Origin of the sequence: Flavobacterium ustbae (genome assembly GCF_003946915.1) — a bacterium.
In the GTDB taxonomy this organism is placed as follows: domain Bacteria; phylum Bacteroidota; class Bacteroidia; order Flavobacteriales; family Flavobacteriaceae; genus Flavobacterium; species Flavobacterium ustbae.
In genome coordinates this window covers 237,095-256,095 of record NZ_RPOC01000006.1, presented here as the reverse complement: position 1 = coordinate 256,095, position 19,001 = coordinate 237,095, and the positions used below count along the sequence as shown (strand labels likewise).

The 19,001-nt window shown below is 35.0% G+C and carries 15 protein-coding genes and 1 rRNA gene; 13 read left to right on the top strand and 3 right to left on the bottom strand.

Going from position 1 to position 19,001, the window contains the following annotated elements:
• Nucleotides 1-99, top strand: a 5S ribosomal RNA gene (gene rrf, locus EG814_RS10850); the annotation flags it as partial.
• 255 nt (nt 100-354) lie between these two features.
• Here the strand turns inward: rrf and EG814_RS10845 are convergent.
• On the bottom strand, nt 355-1,371 hold the full coding sequence (locus EG814_RS10845; RefSeq protein ID WP_125721749.1) for a proline-specific peptidase family protein: 1,017 nt from the start codon (nt 1,369-1,371) through the stop codon (nt 355-357).
• 189 nt (nt 1,372-1,560) lie between these two features.
• Between EG814_RS10845 and EG814_RS10840 the strand changes: the two genes are divergently transcribed.
• From EG814_RS10840 to xylA, 11 genes are all read left to right on the top strand, one after another.
• A complete protein-coding gene (locus EG814_RS10840) occupies nt 1,561-2,010 on the top strand; it encodes a PepSY-like domain-containing protein (protein ID WP_125721747.1) in 450 nt (149 codons plus the stop codon).
• Nucleotides 2,011-2,251: 241 nt separating this feature from the next.
• Nucleotides 2,252-3,280 carry a LacI family DNA-binding transcriptional regulator gene (locus EG814_RS10835; RefSeq protein WP_125721745.1) on the top strand — a complete coding sequence of 343 codons (1,029 nt, stop codon included), beginning with the start codon at nt 2,252-2,254 and terminating at the stop codon, nt 3,278-3,280.
• A gap of 304 nt (nt 3,281-3,584) precedes the next feature.
• Nucleotides 3,585-5,738 (top strand): alpha-glucuronidase family glycosyl hydrolase, encoded by a 2,154-nt coding sequence (locus EG814_RS10830; protein ID WP_125721743.1) that lies wholly within the window; start codon nt 3,585-3,587, stop codon nt 5,736-5,738.
• Nucleotides 5,739-5,907: 169 nt separating this feature from the next.
• Complete coding sequence (locus tag EG814_RS10825; protein ID WP_125721741.1) at nt 5,908-6,645, top strand: SDR family NAD(P)-dependent oxidoreductase; 738 nt, start codon at nt 5,908-5,910, stop codon at nt 6,643-6,645.
• 156 nt (nt 6,646-6,801) lie between these two features.
• On the top strand, nt 6,802-7,965 hold the full coding sequence (gene uxuA, locus EG814_RS10820) for a mannonate dehydratase (protein WP_125721769.1): 1,164 nt from the start codon (nt 6,802-6,804) through the stop codon (nt 7,963-7,965).
• Between the two features lie 45 nt (nt 7,966-8,010).
• On the top strand, nt 8,011-9,120 hold the full coding sequence (locus EG814_RS10815) for an endo-1,4-beta-xylanase (RefSeq protein WP_125721740.1): 1,110 nt from the start codon (nt 8,011-8,013) through the stop codon (nt 9,118-9,120).
• 257 nt (nt 9,121-9,377) lie between these two features.
• Nucleotides 9,378-10,811, top strand: a complete 1,434-nt coding sequence (locus EG814_RS10810; RefSeq protein WP_125721738.1) for an MFS transporter — start codon at nt 9,378-9,380, stop codon at nt 10,809-10,811.
• A 26-nt stretch (nt 10,812-10,837) separates the two neighbouring features.
• On the top strand, nt 10,838-11,872 hold the full coding sequence (locus tag EG814_RS10805; RefSeq protein ID WP_125721736.1) for a glycoside hydrolase family 43 protein: 1,035 nt from the start codon (nt 10,838-10,840) through the stop codon (nt 11,870-11,872).
• 626 nt (nt 11,873-12,498) lie between these two features.
• The gene (locus EG814_RS10800) at nt 12,499-13,506 is read left to right on the top strand and encodes a GntR family transcriptional regulator (protein ID WP_125721734.1); all 1,008 of its coding nucleotides are present in this window, start codon (nt 12,499-12,501) and stop codon (nt 13,504-13,506) included.
• 4 nt (nt 13,507-13,510) lie between these two features.
• Nucleotides 13,511-14,992: a xylulokinase gene (locus tag EG814_RS10795; RefSeq protein ID WP_125721732.1), complete on the top strand. Its 1,482-nt coding sequence runs from the start codon at nt 13,511-13,513 to the stop codon at nt 14,990-14,992.
• Nucleotides 14,993-15,001: 9 nt separating this feature from the next.
• The gene (gene xylA / locus EG814_RS10790; RefSeq protein ID WP_125721730.1) at nt 15,002-16,327 is read left to right on the top strand and encodes a xylose isomerase; all 1,326 of its coding nucleotides are present in this window, start codon (nt 15,002-15,004) and stop codon (nt 16,325-16,327) included.
• A gap of 395 nt (nt 16,328-16,722) precedes the next feature.
• On the opposite strand, the gene EG814_RS10785 is transcribed toward xylA, so the two are convergent.
• Complete coding sequence (locus EG814_RS10785) at nt 16,723-17,598, bottom strand: LysR substrate-binding domain-containing protein (protein ID WP_125721728.1); 876 nt, start codon at nt 17,596-17,598, stop codon at nt 16,723-16,725.
• A 103-nt stretch (nt 17,599-17,701) separates the two neighbouring features.
• Between EG814_RS10785 and EG814_RS10780 the strand changes: the two genes are divergently transcribed.
• Nucleotides 17,702-18,424: an MBL fold metallo-hydrolase gene (locus EG814_RS10780; RefSeq protein WP_125721726.1), complete on the top strand. Its 723-nt coding sequence runs from the start codon at nt 17,702-17,704 to the stop codon at nt 18,422-18,424.
• 161 nt (nt 18,425-18,585) lie between these two features.
• Here the strand turns inward: EG814_RS10780 and EG814_RS10775 are convergent, their stop codons facing one another.
• A complete protein-coding gene (locus EG814_RS10775) occupies nt 18,586-18,876 on the bottom strand; it encodes a methyl-accepting chemotaxis protein (RefSeq protein ID WP_125721724.1) in 291 nt (96 codons plus the stop codon).
• Nucleotides 18,877-19,001 lie beyond the last annotated feature (125 nt).

Sequence of the window (19,001 nt, the reverse complement as noted above, 5' to 3'; positions counted from 1 at the left end):
TTGCGGCGGGGCTCACCTCTTCCCATCCCGAACAGAGAAGTTAAGCCCGCCTGCGCAGATGGTACTGCATCATTGTGGGAGAGTATGTCGTCGCCTTTCTTTTGAAAACCCCGTTTCCAGCGAAACGGGGTTTTCTGTTTTATAACATCTTTATGAAATCTGGAAATTGAACACATTATTTATTGCTGGTCTGCGTTAGGGATGGAAGCGGCATCTCCCGATTAGCAGCTAAGGCTAAAAGCCTTATTTTTCTAAATCGGGAATACGCGGACAGCCCGACCCGCAGCGAAACGCATTAATTATAATATGGTGATCTTTGTATTGTTGAGGATGGCCGTTTTATGTCTGTTTTTATTAGATTTTTTTGCTGTCAACGTCATTAATAAACTGAATTACTCCATTCATAAATACTTTTTGGTCGTCCCACATAGCTAAATGACTGCCATTAGGGCAATATAGATAATGTCCGTTTTTTACTAATTTACTCTGTTCTTCCATTGCTTTTGGATCCATAGTATCGTATTTCGCACCTATCATTAGGGTGGGAACTGCAATTTCTTTTAGTCTGTTTTTGATATCCCATTTTGCTAAACGACCACTTATCCCAAATTCACTTGGCCCCTGCATAAGTGTGTATACTTCTGAGTTTACATGTTTACTAGCACGATTCAACCCATCTGGCCATTCTTTTAATCGACATAAATGTTCTTTGTAAAAATTTGGCAGTAGCAGCTCCATATAACGCGGATTTGCAAAATCTTTTTTAGCTTCTAAATTTCTTATTTCATTTAAAACTTCAGGTTTCATTTGTTTTGCTAAAACCTCATCAGCATATTTTCCATATTCTGGTGCACTTGCCATCATATTCGCAACAAGTAAACCTTTCATATTTTGCTGATATTTTAGAGCATATTCCATTGCTAAAATTCCTCCCCATGAATTTCCTAAGACATAAAAATTATCTTTATCAGCGTTGATAGCTTTTCTGACTTGTTCAACCTCATCGACGAATCGATCAATTGTCCATAGTGAACTATCTTTGGGCTGATCGCTGTAATATGAACCAAGCTGATCATATTCATAAAATTCAAACCCTTCTCGTTGAAAAAAAGTTTCGAAACATTCCATATATTCGTGTGTCATCGCTGGGCCTCCATGTAGGAGAAGGACTTTTATTTTTGGATTATTTCCAAAACGTTTTGTCCAAACTTTAAATTCTCCGACTGGCGTTTTTATTGGAATCATTTTTACTCCAGCTGTTTCAAGTTCTTGTTGGTTATAAGTAAAATAATCAGATAAAATTTTGCTTTGTTTTTCGTTTTTACAAGATGTAATTAATAAAAGCAATAGAATAGCAGAAATGTTACGCATAATTTATGGTTTTATGATTTCTACTAAATTACAAATTATAATTATATTCAACTTACTGTATGATTATTGCATAAGTGTTATAAAATGAGATTGTTATGTGGTGCGTAAAAACTAAAAGTTTCTTAAAGAAATTTGAATGTATTTTTTCTTGTCGTAAATTAGTGAGAGTATACTTAAAAAAAATGAATCATGAAAAACAGAATATTTTTAGTCATTGTATTGTTAACGATAACAATCTCGACCAGCGCACAAAAGAAAATTGAAGTAGCAGAGCTGCCAAAACCAGCACAAGAATTTCTTAAAAAACATTTTAATGATGTTGCTATAGAAAGTGCACAAAAAGATGCAGAACACGGCGAAAAAGGGTACGAAGTAAAATTAAAAGACGGAACCGAAGTTGAATTCTGGAAAGACGGTTCGTATCGCGAAGTAGACGGCGATGACAAACCAATCCCCACCGATTTTATTCCGCAAGAAGTAAAAGATTATGTGGCGAAAAATTATCCAAACGAAAAAATAACTCACATAGACTATGGACACAAAGATTTGGACGTAGATTTGACCAATAAAATTGATTTAGAATTTACCAAAGACGGTAAAATATTGAAAGACAAGAAAAACAACATTGGGAAAAAATAGTATAAAAACTGTTGGTAGAATTATTTAACACATAGAGACATACATTTTTATGGATCAAAAAAGGTAATTGAAGAAACTAGTTTCTCATACATAGCTATGTGAATTGATGCAAGTGAAACACCCTTTTTTCAACCTACAAATCTATGTTTCTATGTGTTAAAATTTATCTATTTTATACCAATTTCCAAAAAGATCATCTTGAGAGAAAATAGTTTATATTTACATCTTCTATTTTTGATTTATGGAAGAAAATAAACATGTAACCATTTATGATATTGCCGAAAGACTTAATTTGGCTACATCGACGATTTCAAGAGCTTTAAAAGACCATCACACCATAAGTGATAAAACCATAAAAAAAGTCAAGAAAACTGCCGAAGAAATGGGCTTTGTCCCAAATACCTTGGCCGCAGGTCTGCGTGGTAATAAAACCAAAACCATTGGTGTTTTAATTCCAACGGTAACACAGCCCTTTTTATCATCATTAATAAGCGGAATTGAAATTACAGCTCAAAAATCTGATTATACGGTAATCATTATGCAGTCGCATGATTCGTATGAAGAAGAAGTCAATATGGCAAAATCCTTGTATAGTAATCGTGTAAGCGGTGTAATTTGTTCCTTAGCGATGGAAACGCGTGATACGGCACATTTTCATCAATTTTCCAATAACAATATTCCATTAGTATTTGTAGATCGTGTGCCTAAAGATTACAATACCTTTCGAGTTGTAATTGATAATTTTACAGCAGGTTATAAAGCTACGAAACACCTTATTGAGCAAGGCTGTGTTCGTATTGCGCACATAACGGCAGGATCTGAGTTAGGAAATTTATATAGCGAAAGAAAAAGAGGTTATATCGAAGCCTTAAAAGATCATAATGTTGAAATAGATGAAAAATTGATTATCAATTTAAATTCAGTTACTTACGAAGATGGAGTCAAAGCTAGCAATGCTTTATTCGACTTAGATCCAATTCCCGATGGACTTTTTGCACCTGGGGATATTCTGGCTGTAAGTGCCGTACAAACCGCTAAAAAACGCGGTATAAAAGTTCCTGAGGAGTTTAAAGTTATTGGTTTTAATAACGATCCAATTTCCCAGATTATCGATCCTAACTTATCGACCATAACACATCCTGCAGAAAAAATGGGAAAAGCAGCGGCAGAAATTATCATCAAAAATCTAAAATCGTCCAAAAACGACGACGCCAAAGAAATTACTTTTTTAAACACAGAAGTATTGGCAAGAGAATCTACACAGAAATAAAATGTATTGTAAACTATAATAGCATAGAACAAATCTAAAATCTAAAATAATTCCCTTACTATAGGCAGGATAGTTTTTATAATTATACTGCCTTTATTTGTTATATGAAATTATTTTTTTTGAAAAAAATCGAACTAAAATTTTTTTCTTCGCCAACAATCTTATATTTTTACGCAACCGATTGCAATAATTGTTTTATTTTGAATTGTATATTTTCTAAATTAAAATTTTAATAAATGTTTTTTATTTTAATCAAAATGCCATCGATGTGAAAAATGTAAAATTGAGAATAAATAAAACTAAGATGACTTTATCAAGATTTGTTTTTCTGTTTCTTCTGGTTTCCTTTTCGGCTTTGGCACAAAAGGATTATAAATTATGGTTGCAATATAATTCGGTTGCAAATCCATCAATCGCAAAAGATTATAAGGCCAATTTAAAAGGGATTGTGGTTTTAGGAAATTCGGAAACCATTAAAATTGCCGAGAAAGAACTTAAAACCGCATTTAGCGAAATGCTGGGAAATACGCCAGAAATTAAATTCGATTTAAAAGAAGAAAATAATCTAGTCGTTGGATCTCAATCTCATTTAAGTTCTGAAATCAAAAGTCAATTACAAACTGAATTTGATAAAATAAATAGTGAAGGCTACATTATCAAATCCATTTCTCTCCAAAATAAAAAACAAATAATTATAACAGGAAAAAATGACGTTGCTGTTTTATACGGCGTTTTCAATTTCCTGAGAATTTTGCAGACCAATCAATCGGTTGAAAATCTTACTATTGCAGATTCGCCAAAAACAAATATAAGAATCCTGAATCATTGGGATAATCTAGACAGAACAGTAGAAAGGGGCTATGCTGGATTTTCACTTTGGAACTGGCAGAAACTTCCCGATTTTATTGATCAGCGCTATGTTGATTACGCTAGAGCGAATGCCTCAATCGGAATTAACGGAACGGTTTTGACTAACGTAAATGCCAACGCATTAATTCTGACTCCACAATATTTAGAAAAAGTTGAAGCTTTGGCGAATGTTTTCAGGCCGTACGGAATAAAAGTATACTTAACCGCCAGATTTTCGGCTCCAATCGAAATCGGAAACTTAAAAACTGCCGATCCAAAAGATTCGGAAGTTATCAATTGGTGGAAGAATAAAGCAGCAGAAATCTACAAACGAATTCCTGATTTTGGAGGGTTTTTGGTGAAAGCCAATTCTGAAGGTCAGCCTGGTCCGCAAAATTATGGAAGAAATCATGTTGACGGAGCGAATATGCTTGCTGATGCCGTTGCGCCTTTTAAAGGAATTGTGATGTGGAGGGCTTTTGTATATTCGGAACATGATGCCAACGACCGCGCTAAACAAGCTTACGCAGAATTTCAGCCGTATGATGGAAAATTCAAAGAAAATGTAATTGTTCAGGTCAAAAACGGAGCAATCGATTTTCAGCCTAGAGAGCCTTTTCATCCTTTATTTGGAGCGATGCCGAAAACGCCTTTAATGATGGAATTTCAGATGACACAGGAATATTTAGGATTCAGTACGCATTTGGTTTTTCTTCCAAAATTATTTCAGGAGGTTTTAGAAGCCGATACGTATCAAAAAGGAAAAGGTTCAACGGTTGCCAAAGTTGTTGACGGAACTTTATTTCAAAATAAAATAACAGGGATAGCGGGCGTTGCCAATATCGGAAACGATCTCAACTGGACTGGGCATCCTTTTGCGCAAGCGAATTGGTACGGTTTCGGAAGACTGGCATGGAATCCGTATTTGGATTCTGAAATTATTGCAGATGAATGGCTAAGAAGCACTTTTTCGAACGATGAAAATTTCATTAAACCGATAAAAAGAATGATGATCGAATCTCGGGAAGCCGTCGTCAATTATATGACACCGCTTGGTTTGCATCATATTATGGACACTGGACATCATTATGGACCAGGACCGTGGGTTTCCAATTTGTCAAGACCAGAATGGAATCCGACGTATTATCATAAGGCAGATAAAAACGGAATTGGTTTCGATCGTTCTAAATCTGGAACAAACGCTGTTTCACAATACGCGCCAGAAGTAGCAAAACTTTTTGATAATTTAGAAACTTGTCCAGAAAACGAGCTACTATGGTTTCATCACGTTTCTTGGGATTATAAGCTAAAAAACGGACAGACACTTTGGAATGGAATGGCTTTAAAATACCAGGAAGGTGTTAATCAGGTTGAAGAAATGCAGAATGTCTGGAAGAAGACTGAAAAATATATTGATTCAGAACGTTTTCACGAAGTCGCAATGTTATTAGAAATTCAACACAAAGAAGCAAAATGGTGGCGCGATGCCTGTCTGTTATATTTTCAGCAGTTTTCTGGCAAAGAACTTCCGAAAGAAGTACAAAAACCAACACAGACTTTAGAGTATTTTAAATCATTGAAATTCCCGTTTGCACCGGGAAATGGATAAATTAAATTATTGAGATTAATAAGAACGCTGATAACGCGGATTCGCTTTCGCGAAAACGCTGATTTATACGGATTTTTTATTTTTTTTGTTTAGAAAAGAATCTGTTTTTTTCCGTGTCTTCGCGAAAGCGAATCCGCAATCATCTGCGTCCCATACCAAACAACAAATTATGAGCAAAAAAACGGCAATTGTAACCGGAGGAAATTCGGGTTTAGGCTTTGCAACAGCAAAAAAACTTTGTGATAACGGAATCAGAACTTACATCATCGGAAGATCAAAAGAAAAAACAGAAGATGCCTGTAAGGAAATTGGAGAAAATGCCATTCCCGTAATTTTCGATTTAAATAATTTGGAAGGAATTCCTGCTATGATTGATAGCATAACGCAAAATGTATCGATCGATATTTTGGTAAATAATGCCGGAATCAACATGAAAAAGGAAATTCCAGACGTGACCGATGAAGATTTTCTTTCGATTATTCATACTAATTTACTGAGCGTTTTTGCCGTAAGCCGTGAAGTAATCAAAAATATGAAAGCTAATGGAAGCGGAAGTATTATCAATATCAGTTCTATGGCTTCACAATACGGAATACCAAAAGTAATCGCCTATTCCGCAAGTAAAGGCGCAATCGAATCGATGACGCGTGCTATGGCAACCGAATTGGCTCCAGCAGGAATTCGTGTAAACTGTATTGCTCCGGGATTTATAAAAACTAAAATGTCGGCAGCGGCATTGGATAACGATCCAGAAAGAAAAAATAAAGTTTTAGGGAGAACACCAATGGGCTTTTTAGGAGAGCCATCAGACATTGCAGATGCGGTTTATTATTTCGCTTTAAGCGAATCAAAATATACAACAGGTACAGTTTTGCCAGTTGATGGCGGAAATAGCATTGGGTTTTGAGTTTATAGGTTCAAAGGGGCAGAGGTTCAAAGATTCAAAGGTTTTAAAGCCACAGATTAAAGGATTAAAAAGATTAAAATCGGCTTAATCTGCGGGAAACAGAACTTTGCTTGTCCACGCTCTTGCGAGATTAAAAAATTAGTACGTATGATAAAAATGCAGCAAACCATGCGTTGGTTTGGCCCAAATGACAACGTAAAGCTTATTGATATTAAACAAGCCGGAGCAACTGGAATTGTAACGGCCTTGCATCAAATTCCGGTGGGTGAAGTTTGGTCAGTTGAAGCTATTCAGCAAAGACAGGAAATCATTAGAAATGCAGGTCTAGAATGGACTGTGGTTGAAAGTCTTCCTGTTCATGAAGAAATCAAACGCGCTTCTGGAAATTACTTGCAGTATATACAAAATTATAAAATCAGTTTGCAGAATCTGGCCGATTGCGGAATCAAAATCATAACCTATAATTTCATGCCTATTCTGGATTGGGTGCGTACCAATCATAATTTTATAAATGAAGACGGAAGCAAAGCTTTACTATACAATCAGGATGCTTTTACTTTTTTTGATGTTTTTCTTTTAAAAAGACCGAATGCTGAAAACGATTATTCAGAAGCTGCAAAAGAAAAAGCGCTGCAGTTTGGAAATCAATTGTCTGTAGACGAAAAAGCATTGTTGTTTAAAAATGTTTTGCTCGGCTTGCCGGGAAGTAAAATCAATTTTACGGCGGAGCAGATTTTATCTCTTTTGGATGATTATACCGAAATCGACAATCAAAAACTAAGAGAAAATCTGATTTATTTTTTAACTGAAGTAACACCAATTGCGGAACTAAACGATCAGAAATTAGCAATTCATCCAGACGATCCGCCGTTTTCGGTTTTAGGACTGCCGAGAATTGTTTCGACGGAAGAAGATTTGAAAGCGATTTTTTGTGCGGTTCCTTCTACGGCTAACGGATTATGTTATTGCACTGGTTCACTAAGCGCTGATCCGAAAAATGATCTGGAAAAAATAATTGACGATTATCAAGATAGAATCCATTTTTTGCACTTGCGAAATACCATCCGCGAAAGCGAAACTATTTTTAGAGAATCGGAACATTTGAATGGAGATGTCAAAATGGAAAAGATTGTAGAGAAGATTCTGCTTGTAATGAATAAAACAAAAATCAGTTTACCGATGCGTCCAGATCACGGTTTTCTCCATGAAGTTGATGAAACTACAGCAACATATCCGGGATATTCCTTAACCGGAAGATTAAAAGGACTGGCAGAATTGCGAGGTTTAGAAATGGGAATTGGATACAAACTGGGTTTGTAATTTATCCTATTTCAAAATGTGAATACTAACTAAAACCACAATACAATGAAATTAGTAAAACCTTATTTATTGGCTCTCACAGCGATGCTTGCATTAGGTTGTTCATCGGAGAAAGAAACACTTTCGTTAAAAGACGCTTTTAAAAACGATTTTTTAATAGGAACTGCTTTAAGCGCCGATCAAATTCAGGAAAAAAACAGCAAAGAAGATTCTTTGATTAAAAGAGAATTTAATGCGATTACGGCCGAAAATATTATGAAATCTATGTTCACGCATCCGCAAAAAGATAAATACGATTTTACCTTATCGGATAAATTTGTGGCGTATGGCGAAAAGAATAAAATGTTCATACACGGACATACTTTAATCTGGCATAGTCAGTTGGCGCCATGGATGGAAAAGATTTCTGATAGTACTGAGATGAAAGCTTTTATGAAAGATCATATTATCACGATTGTTTCTAAATACAAAGGAAAAATCAATTCATGGGATGTTGTAAATGAAGCTTTAAACGAAGATGGAACTTTACGAAAATCGGTTTTTTTAAATACATTGGGCGAAAAATATTTGGTTGATGCGTTTAAATTAGCGGCAAAAGCAGATCCGAATGTAGATTTATATTATAATGATTACAACATAGAAGAACCCGCGAAGAGAGCTGGAGCGATTGCTTTAATTAAAAAAATAAAAGCCGAAGGAGGAAAAGTGGACGGAGTTGGAATTCAGGGACACTGGCGATTAGAAAGTCCGTCTTTGGAAGAAATTGAAAAAAGTATTTTAGAATATTCAGCTTTAGGAATTAAAGTCGCTTTTACAGAATTGGATATTACTGTTTTGCCAAATCCTTGGGATTTAAAAGGAGCCGATGTGAACCAGAATTTTGAAGGAAATCCGAAAATGAATCCGTATCCTGAAAAACTTCCAGATTCTGTACAAAACAAACTCGCAGAACGTTATGCTTCAATTTTTAAATTGTTTTTAAAACACAAAGACAAAATCAGCCGTGTGACTTTCTGGGGCGTTCACGATAAACAATCGTGGCTAAACGACTGGCCGATAAAGGGTAGAACCAATTATCCTTTATTGTTTGATACTGAACTGAAACACAAAAAAGCGTACAACAGCGTTTTAGAACTAAAGTCAATAAAAGAATAAAATTTATCTTTAAAGCATTTATAACATTCAGCTATCGATTATTTTTTGTTTGTTCTTGAAATAGAGTAAAGTAAATTTGCATGATATTTTTTTTGTATAATTTTACACAACCGATTGTTTTAAATTTAACTTGCATTTCCGAATCTTCGGGACAGAACTTGTAGGTATTAATTCTGACCAGTTTTAATATTAATATCAAATCTAAAAGGTTTCAAAAGGCTTGCAGGAGAAAAAACTAACTAACCACAAAACCACCAATGACTAACATTTCACAAAAACTATCTATCAAAGAAAAAATAGGATACAGCTTAGGAGACTTGGCAGCCAATCTAGTTTTTCAAACTTTGATGACTTATCTCGCTTATTTTTATACCGATATCTACGGATTATCACCAACCGATTCTTCCATAATTATGCTGATTGTTGGTTTGATAGCAGCCTTTGTTTTTAACCCGATAATTGGAGTTTTGGCAGATAGAACGACTACAAAGTGGGGAAAATTCAGACCTTGGATTTTAGCCACTGCAATTCCACTTGGAGTCGTCGCTTTATTAGCGTTTACAACTCCTAATTTTTCTTATCAAGGAAAAGTAACTTACGCTATAATAACCTATACTTTATTACTGCTTTTTTATGCAGCAAACAATCTTCCGTATTCTGCTTTAAGCGGTGTAATTACAGGCGATATGGGCGAAAGAAATAGTATGTCGTCTTACCGTTTTGTGGCGGTAATGTTTGCTCAGTTTTTTGTGCAGGTTTTTATGCTGGGCATTATAAAAAGTGCCGGAAATGGTGATAAAGCAGTTGGAATTGAAAAAGTAATGACCGCTTTGGCAATTATAGGAACGATTATGCTTTTAATCACTTTTTTGACTACTAAAGAAAGAATTATTCCGAAACCAGAACAGAAATCAAGTGTAAAAGAAGATTTAAGGGATTTGATCAAAAATAGACCTTGGGTAATTATGCTTTCGCTGACGACTTTGGTTTTTGTAACGTTGGCGATGAAAGGCGGTTCGTATGTGTATTATTTTGAGAACTATGTAGATAAGAAACAACTCGGATTTTTTATTCAGCCTATTTTGGATCGACTCTCCAGTATTGGTTTGAATCATTTTGGGAATGATCCCGTTTCTGCAGGATTCGGACTTTTTAACGCTGGCGGAATTATTTTTATGATTGTAGGAATTACATTGTCTAAAAATCTGGCAGATAAATACGGAAAACGAAATGTATTCGGAATATTTCTATTCATTTCGACACTATTTATTATTGCTTTTTACTTTTTTCCATCAACATCCATTTCGCTTATATTTTTCTCTCAAATACTTCATGGCTTTTTCTACGGTATCACTATTCCGATTCTTTGGGCAATGATTGCAGATGTTGCCGATTATTCGGAATGGCTCAATAATAGACGCGCGACAGCTATTATTTTTTCTGCGATGATGGTTGGTTTAAAAGCGGGTTTAAGTATTGGCGGTGCTTTAACAACTTTAGTTTTAGGAGCGTTTCATTATGTCGCAAATGCTGGAATCCAGAGTGAATCTGCTGTAAACGGAATCAAATTGTTGGTTAGCATTTTTCCTGCTATTCCATTTCTGATTGGTGTGGGATTATTATTTTTCTACAAAATCGATAAAAAAATGGAAGTGCAGATTGAGCAGGATTTAAAAGAAAGAAGAAATTAAAATTAATTTAAAACATACAAAAGAATATGCCTGAAGACAGCATTGAACATATTAATTTTGAAGAAATTAACGAGTTGGCTATTTCAAAGCCTTTGGTTTCTCATATCTATACAGCCGATCCTTCGGCGCATGTATTTAATGGTAAAATCTATATTTATCCTTCTCATGATATCGATGCTGGAATTCCGTTTAACGATAATGGCGACCATTTCGGAATGGAAGATTATCATGTTTTTTCGATGGAAGATATTTCTTCTAAAGCCGTTGATAATGGTATTGCTTTGCACGTAAATGATGTTGCTTGGGCCGAAAAGCAAATGTGGGCGCCAGACGCGGCGTGTAAAAATGGGAAATATTATCTGTATTTCCCCGCCAAAAACAGCAGTGGAATTTTTCAGCTAGGAGTTGCGATTAGTGATTCGCCAGTTGGACCTTTTATTCCAGAAAAAGAAGCGATAAAAGGAAGCTACAGCATTGATCCGGCGGTTTTTGAAGACGAAGATGGCAGGCATTATATTTACTTTGGAGGGATCTGGGGCGGACAGCTTCAGAAATACCGAAATAATATTTATGATGAAAACAATGAAGAGCCAAAAGCCAATGAAAAGCAGTTAGGGCCAATCGTAGCAAGACTTCGAGAAGATATGCTGGAGTTTGATGAAGAGCCGAAAGAAATCAAAATTTTGGATGAAAACGGAAATGAGCTTCTTGCAGGCGATAACGATCGCCGTTTTTTTGAAGCTTCGTGGGTTCATAAATACAGTGGCAAATATTATTTCTCTTATTCGACAGGTGACACGCATTTTATCTGTTATGGAATTGGAGACAATCCGTATGGGCCGTTTACGTATCAAGGAAGAATTCTGAATCCGGTTGTGGGTTGGACATCGCACCATTCGATTTGTGAGGTTGAAGGCGAATGGTATTTATTTTATCATGATTCGAGTTTGTCGAAAGGCGTTACACATTTAAGAAGTATGAAAGTAACCAAGATTGATTATTTAGAAGATGGTTCTATTATTACGATTGATCCGTATGGGATTAGGAGGTTGATTGATTAAACACAAAGAAATAAAACCCGAAAGATTAATGTTTATAAAATTTAAAAATTTGAAGGGAGACACCCCAGAGGGGTGAAATGTTTATAGAAATAAAATGCATGTACCAGGGAAGAACCCCAGAGGGGTAGCATATTTTTGTGTTAGATGTCGCTCCGCTGGAGCTCAAAATCAACGCGCAATATTATATGCTATAAATATTTTGCTCCGCTGGAGCAATTATAAATGAGATTATTAATTTATGTTGTAAGAAGGCTTTTGAAAATATAGTGTTTCTGTCACATCTTTTGAAAAACGATTTGCGTGAGGGATAGAAGAGGAAAGCCCGGAGCCTGACGAAGGAAGTGCGAGGACTTGGAACGGATAGCCCGGCCCGGAGGGACACGCCCAAATTATTTTTTTAATTATGAATTGTGAATTATAAATTATGAATTATAAATTATGAATAAGTAGGGTGCTAATCTATTAGAATTGTAATTGAAATTTTGCCATTGATCTTTGATATTGATTTTTGATATTGATTTTTGATATTGATTTTGCCATTAAAAAATTAACAATTTTAATGTGAAAAAGACTTTTTTGTAAAAGAATTTTAGCTACTTTAGCATAACAGAACGGAACAGAACGGTATGCTCAAAGAAGAAGAAAAATTTGAATTTATAATTAATCACGAAAGTGATATTCCGAAGTACCAGCAATTGGTTGATGGGATTACAAATGCGATTGCGGAGAATATTCTGCAGAAGGGAGATTTACTGCCATCTGTAAATGTAATTTGCAAAACGTATCAGCTTTCGAGAGATACGGTTTTTAAGGCGTATTCGATTTTGAAAGATCAGAATGTGATTGATTCGGTGCCTAATAAAGGGTATTATGTGGCGGGAGAAACCAGAAAAGTGCTTTTGGTTTTGGATACTTTTAAGGCGTATAAAGAGGTTTTGTATCATTCGGTTATCAATAATCTGCCGGATAATGTAATTGTTGACGTTCAATTTCATCATTATAATATTGATGTTTTTAAAACGATCATTAACAACGGAATTGGGAAGTATTATAAATATGTGGTCATGAATTTTGACCACAAGGATATTGCTCCTGCTTTGTCATCTATTTCGAATGATAAACTGCTTTTGATTGACTGGAATATTCAGGCGAAAAAGAATAATAATTACATTTTTCAGGATTTTGGAAAAGCGTTTTATGAGGCGCTAAAAGAAGCGGTTGATTTGTTTAAAAAGTATAAAAAAACAGTTTTTATTTATCCGGATTTTACGAATCATCCGTGGGAAACAGTCGAATATTTTAAGAAATTCTGTACTGATTTTGGTTTTGAAAATGAAATTATTACTGATTCTAAAAAGTTTCAGATTGAAAAAGGAATCGCTTATATCAGTGTAAGCGATCGAATTTTGGGCGAATTTTTAGAACAATGCAAAGAGAAAGATTTTGAGCCTGGAAAAGATGTAGGCTTTTTGTCTTATAACGAAACTCCGATGAAGAAATTTATTTACAAAGGAATTTCGGTTGTATCAACAGATTTTAAAGAAATGGGAACCAAAGCAGCGGCATTTATTACACACGACGAAGAAACGAAGTGTTATGTGCCGACAAAATTAATTTTAAGAGAATCATTATAGAGTTATGTATTATATAGGATATGACATTGGAAGTTCTTCTGTAAAAACGGCAATCGTTGAGGCAGAAACGGGCAAAAAAGTAATCGTTTTGAATGAGCCTCAAAACGAAATGGAAATTGTTTCGCTACATTCAGATTGGGCAGAACAAGATCCAGAAATGTGGTGGGAGTACATTTGTACGGCGACTAAAAGAGCGATTAAAGAATCGAATATTGATGCGTCTAAAATTCAAGGCGTTGGTATTTCGTATCAAATGCACGGATTAGTGATTGTGGACAAGGAATTGAATGCGCTTCGTAATTCGATTATTTGGTGCGACAGCCGCGCGGTTGAAATTGGAAATAAAGCGTACGCTGAAATTGGTCAGGAAAAATGTATGGAACATTTACTGAATTCGCCTGGAAATTTCACTGCATCAAAACTAAAATGGGTTAAAGAAAACGAACCAGAAGTTTACAATAAAATCTACAAATACATGCTTCCGGGAGATTATATCGCTTTGAAATTAACAGGCGAAGTAACAACTACCAAAAATGGTTTGTCTGAAGGAATGCTTTGGGATTATAAAGAAAATAAAGTAGCCGACTGGCTTTTAGAATATTACGGAATTGATACTTCTTTGACTCCAAAAATTGTAGAAAACTTTACAAATCAAGGTGTTGTTAACGAAAAAGGAGCTCAGGAATCTGGACTTCCAGCAGGAATTCCGATTGTGTACAGAGCGGGAGATCAGCCGAATAATGCTTTGGCTCTGAATGTTTTGCATCCGGGTGAAGTAGCTGCTACGGGCGGAACGTCTGGAGTTTTTTATGCAGTTAGCGATGCGACTTCGGGAAAAAGTACAAGAGTGAACAATTTTGTTCACGTAAACTACGAATTAAGAACGCCAAGAGTTGGTAAACTTTTGAATATTAACGGAGCTGGAATTCAGTACAGATGGCTTCGTAATAATATGGGAAATGAAAGTTACGAAGCAATGAACGAGAAAGCTGCTGAAATCGAAATTGGTTCAGAAGGCGTTGTCGTGATTCCGTTTGGGAATGGCGCTGAGCGTATGTTCAACAATGCAACGATCGGAACGCATTTCTTAAACTTGAATTTAAATATTCATAGCAGTGCACATTTGTTTAGAGCTTCTCTGGAAGGAATTGCGTTTTCGTTTGTGTACGGAATGGAATGTCTGAAAGACGATAATGCTGTTATAAATGTCATTAGAGCAGGAAATGATAATCTTTTCCGTTCTGAGATTTTCTCCAATACCGTTGCAACTTTAATTGGTCACGAAATCGAGATTTACAATACGACCGGAGCAGTTGGCGCGGCGAGAGCGGTTGGTTTAAAAGATGGTGATTACGATAAATTCAGTTCTGGAATTACAACTAACGATCACGTCATGACATTTTTACCATTAAAAAATAAAGAAGAATACGAGAAAGCATACCAGAAATGGAAACAAGGATTAGAATTAGTATTAACAAATAAATAAGAAAACAAAATGATAGTTTTAGGAGATAAAGAATACTACAAAGGTATTGGTCAAATTAAATTTGAAGGAAAGGAATCTGACAATCCGTTAGCGTTTAAATATTACAATCCAGACCAAGTTGTAGCTGGAAAAACAATGCGTGAGCACTTTAAATTTGCAATCGCTTACTGGCATACTTTCTGTGGGCAAGGAAGCGACCCGTTCGGACCTGGAACGCAAAATTTTGCTTGGGATGCGTCGTCAGATCCGTATCAGGCTGCAAAAGATAAGGCAGATGCTGCTTTTGAATTTATTAGCAAAATGGGATTTGATTATTTCTGTTTCCACGATTACGATTTGATTAACGAAGGGCCAACTTTCGCAGAATCAGAAAAACGTTTGGCATTTATTACAGATTACCTAAAACAGAAAAAAGCAGATTCTGGAATTAAATTGCTTTGGGGAACTTCTAACTGTTTCTCAAATCCAAGATTTATGAACGGAGCAGCTACAAACCCAGATTTTAATGTGGTAGCTCGTGCGGGTGGACAAGTAAAACTGGCTTTGGATGCAACGATCGCTTTAGGTGGAGAAAACTACGTATTCTGGGGTGGAAGAGAAGGTTATATGTCTCTTTTGAATACAGATATGGGAAGAGAATTAGACCACATGGCACAATTTTTAGCAATGTCTAGAGACTATGCTAGAGCGCAAGGTTTTAAAGGAACTTTCTTCATCGAGCCAAAACCAATGGAGCCATCTAAACACCAATACGATTTTGACTCTGCAACTGCAATTGGTTTCTTGAAAAATTACGGTTTAGACAAAGATTTCAAAATCAATATCGAGGTAAACCACGCTACTTTGGCACAGCATACTTTCCAACACGAATTGGAAGTGGCTGCAAAAGCTGGAATGTTAGGAAGCATCGACGCAAACAGAGGTGATTACCAAAACGGATGGGATACAGACCAGTTTCCAAATAACATTCAGGAAACAACAGAAGCAATGTTGGTGTTCTTAAAAGCTGGAGGATTACAAGGCGGTGGAGTTAACTTCGATGCTAAAATTAGAAGAAATTCTACAGATTTAGAAGATGTTTTCTTAGCGCATATTGGCGGAGCAGATACTTTTGCAAGAGCTTTACTGACTGCAGATAAAATTATTTCTTCTTCTCCATACGAGAAATTAAGAAAAGAAAGATATAGTTCATTCGATTCTGGAAAAGGTAAAGATTTCGCAGAAGGAAAATTAGGTCTTAAAGATCTTTATAGTATCGCACACGAAAATGGAGAACTAAATCTTCAAAGTGGTAAACAAGAATTGTTTGAAAATATCATCAACCAATATATTTAATTGGTGATTTTTAATTAACACATAGAAACATAGATTTTAATTAATAAAAGAGACATTCAAAGTGTATTCAAACTAATGAAATGCCTTTTAAACAAAGTATAATCTATGTAACTATGTGTTTAAAATTTTATCTAAATTTTAATGTGGTAGTTATAAAAAGTTATAATTTATTTTTTTAGATAAAAATTGACAATGTGTATGGAGATTATGACTTGTTTTCAAGTTTTAATTTGACGGAAATAGATTGAAGGTTTAGTTGCTGTTTTTGAATAATTTAAAAAGAAAAAATAAGTCAGTTTGATAAAAATTATAGTGAGTTAAATTTTTATTGAAGGTTTTTTGAAGAGCAGAATCAAATCGAAATACACATTTTTCTTTGCTAGAATTTATTATAGTTACTTCAAATTCGCAATCAGAATTTTTAGGAAAGCAGTTACGGCTTTTTTCTCGTAGACTTCTTTCAAAGAAATTAGCATTGCGGTTCGTGTCATATTTTTGCCTTTTATCGGAATGGCGTGTAAATCTTTTTCGTTTTCAATCGTAGTTTTGGTCAAAATCGTATGCCATTTGCCTGTTTTTATTAATTCTAACAGCGTTGGAATATCATTTATTTCGATAGTAATTTTTGGATATAAATTACTTTTTTCAAAAGCTTTGCTGATAAATTGAGTTGTACTGAAACCGCCCGCCGGCATTGCAAGCGGCAGTGTACTGATTTCTTCTAAAGAAATTGTTTTTTTATTTTTTAATGAAGTTTCAGATGAGGTAACCAAAGCCATTGGCGAAGTGAATAATTCGAGATATTTAAAATGTGCTTCAGATGCAATTTCTTCAAAAGTCAGAATAACATCAAGCTGAAAATGATTTAGTTTTTGAATAAGTTCCTGCGAAGTTCCAAAGATAATTTCGAACTGTATTTTTGGATATTCAGAACTAAATAAAATTAGCGCTTTAATTACCACATGGCGAAGCGCATAAGTCACTCCAATTGCTACTTTTCCCGTTTCTAGATTATTTAAATCTTTTAATAATTCCAATCCGTCAGCAGCTTTGTTTATAGATTGCTGTGCATACACTGCAAATAAATCTCCAGCTTCTGTCAACGTGATTCTTTTTCCGATTCGGTTAAAAAGCGGAACTTGTAATTCGTCTTCGAGCTGTTTAATTTGTTGTGATAAAGTACTTTGGCTGATGTAAAGTGCCGCTGCGGCTTCAGTAAAATTCAGTAATTCTTTTGCTTTCAAAAAATATTTAAGCTGACGAAGTTCCATTTCTAAATCGGTTTTGTCGATTGATTTTATCGAAAAATAAGGTTTTACAAATATAGAAATTCTTAAGAACTTTGTTATGTTGTAAAATTAGAAGCAGAACAAAATGAAAATAATAGCTTTACAGGAAGGAAATTACATTGCTAATTCTCAAAAAGAATTTGAGCTTTTGACAGACAAAACAACCGATTCGGGTTTAAAAATGGCGATTCAGCCCTTTCTGGTTATTACCGATAATGATGTTATTTTATTAGATTTCGGATTGGGATTTGTAAATAATGGGATTCCGCTTATTTATGAAGTGCTAAGAAAAAACAGTATCGAACCAGAGCAAATAACTAAAATTCTGGTTTCGCATTTGCATAAAGATCATATAGAAGGGATTGGTTTTTTTGAAAATGATAAATTGATTCAAAATTTCCCAAATGCGAAGATTTATATTCAGGAACGAGAAATAGATTTTGCTTTACAGCAATTACAAAATCCGTCTTACGTTCCCGAAATATTAAATGAACTGAAAAATTTGCCGAACGTCGAGTTATTAAATGAAGAAAGTGGACAAATTACAGATGAAATTTTCTTTGAAGTTTCTGCTGGACACACCAAATTTCATCAGGTGTTTTGGATTAAAGCTGATGACGAAATTGTGTTTTACGGCGCCGACGATCTTCCGCAAAAAGTATATTTAAAAATACCAGTTGCCTACAAAACAGATTTTGACGGAAAACGTGCCATGGAATCCAGAAAAAAATGGGAACAGGAAGCAAAAGAACAGAATTGGAAAGTGCTTTTGTACCATGATATGAAGACGCCAGTTTTGGAGTTTTGAGATTGTTTTGAAAAGTGATTGTTTTTGAGAAGCAAAACTTCAAAATCTTACAGATGTTGAAGGTTTGCTTGCAAAACATTTAATATTATATTGCATAAAGGTTTTCTCGCTGTTTCAGATTTGCAATCTTTGCTCTCCAAACAAATAAAGCACAACCACCTTCATGATGATGTTTTTTCTTTTGTCAGTTTTAAATTTCGTGCTTCGTCAGCTAGCTGCTGATTTATTAATGTTAATTCTTTGTGCTGTATTTCCATTTTTTTGATAGTATCTGTTGCCGCGGTAAGTCGTGCCGTAATGTCATCCAGAAGATCTCTGTAATATTTCACGGCGTTTACAGCGTTGTCAAGTTCAGCGGCTCTGTCTTGTGCTAATGATTTTCGCATAGAGAAAAACCAGGTGATAAAAGCGGCAAAAAAAGCCGTCAGCGTGGGGTATAGAAATTGTTCCATTGAGATTTGAGTATTTGATTAAAGATTTTTTTAAGGATTGTTTTGTAGATTCTTTCATTTCAGCTATTTTATTTTTTGATCGTTTAAGATTTCCTCTGTTTAATAAGTCTTTATAGTTAATTTTT

Coding starts and splice junctions, on each gene's coding strand:
- EG814_RS10795 (WP_125721732.1), top strand. CDS start 13,511: ATGTATTATATAGGATATGACATTGGAAGTTCTTCTGTAAAAACGGCA.
- EG814_RS10780 (WP_125721726.1), top strand. CDS start 17,702: ATGAAAATAATAGCTTTACAGGAAGGAAATTACATTGCTAATTCTCAA.
- EG814_RS10785 (WP_125721728.1), bottom strand. CDS start 17,598: ATGGAACTTCGTCAGCTTAAATATTTTTTGAAAGCAAAAGAATTACTG.
- EG814_RS10800 (WP_125721734.1), top strand. CDS start 12,499: ATGCTCAAAGAAGAAGAAAAATTTGAATTTATAATTAATCACGAAAGT.
- EG814_RS10845 (WP_125721749.1), bottom strand. CDS start 1,371: ATGCGTAACATTTCTGCTATTCTATTGCTTTTATTAATTACATCTTGT.
- uxuA (WP_125721769.1), top strand. CDS start 6,802: ATGCAGCAAACCATGCGTTGGTTTGGCCCAAATGACAACGTAAAGCTT.
- EG814_RS10830 (WP_125721743.1), top strand. CDS start 3,585: ATGACTTTATCAAGATTTGTTTTTCTGTTTCTTCTGGTTTCCTTTTCG.
- EG814_RS10810 (WP_125721738.1), top strand. CDS start 9,378: ATGACTAACATTTCACAAAAACTATCTATCAAAGAAAAAATAGGATAC.
- EG814_RS10815 (WP_125721740.1), top strand. CDS start 8,011: ATGAAATTAGTAAAACCTTATTTATTGGCTCTCACAGCGATGCTTGCA.
- EG814_RS10805 (WP_125721736.1), top strand. CDS start 10,838: ATGCCTGAAGACAGCATTGAACATATTAATTTTGAAGAAATTAACGAG.
- EG814_RS10775 (WP_125721724.1), bottom strand. CDS start 18,876: ATGGAACAATTTCTATACCCCACGCTGACGGCTTTTTTTGCCGCTTTT.
- EG814_RS10835 (WP_125721745.1), top strand. CDS start 2,252: ATGGAAGAAAATAAACATGTAACCATTTATGATATTGCCGAAAGACTT.
- EG814_RS10840 (WP_125721747.1), top strand. CDS start 1,561: ATGAAAAACAGAATATTTTTAGTCATTGTATTGTTAACGATAACAATC.
- xylA (WP_125721730.1), top strand. CDS start 15,002: ATGATAGTTTTAGGAGATAAAGAATACTACAAAGGTATTGGTCAAATT.
- EG814_RS10825 (WP_125721741.1), top strand. CDS start 5,908: ATGAGCAAAAAAACGGCAATTGTAACCGGAGGAAATTCGGGTTTAGGC.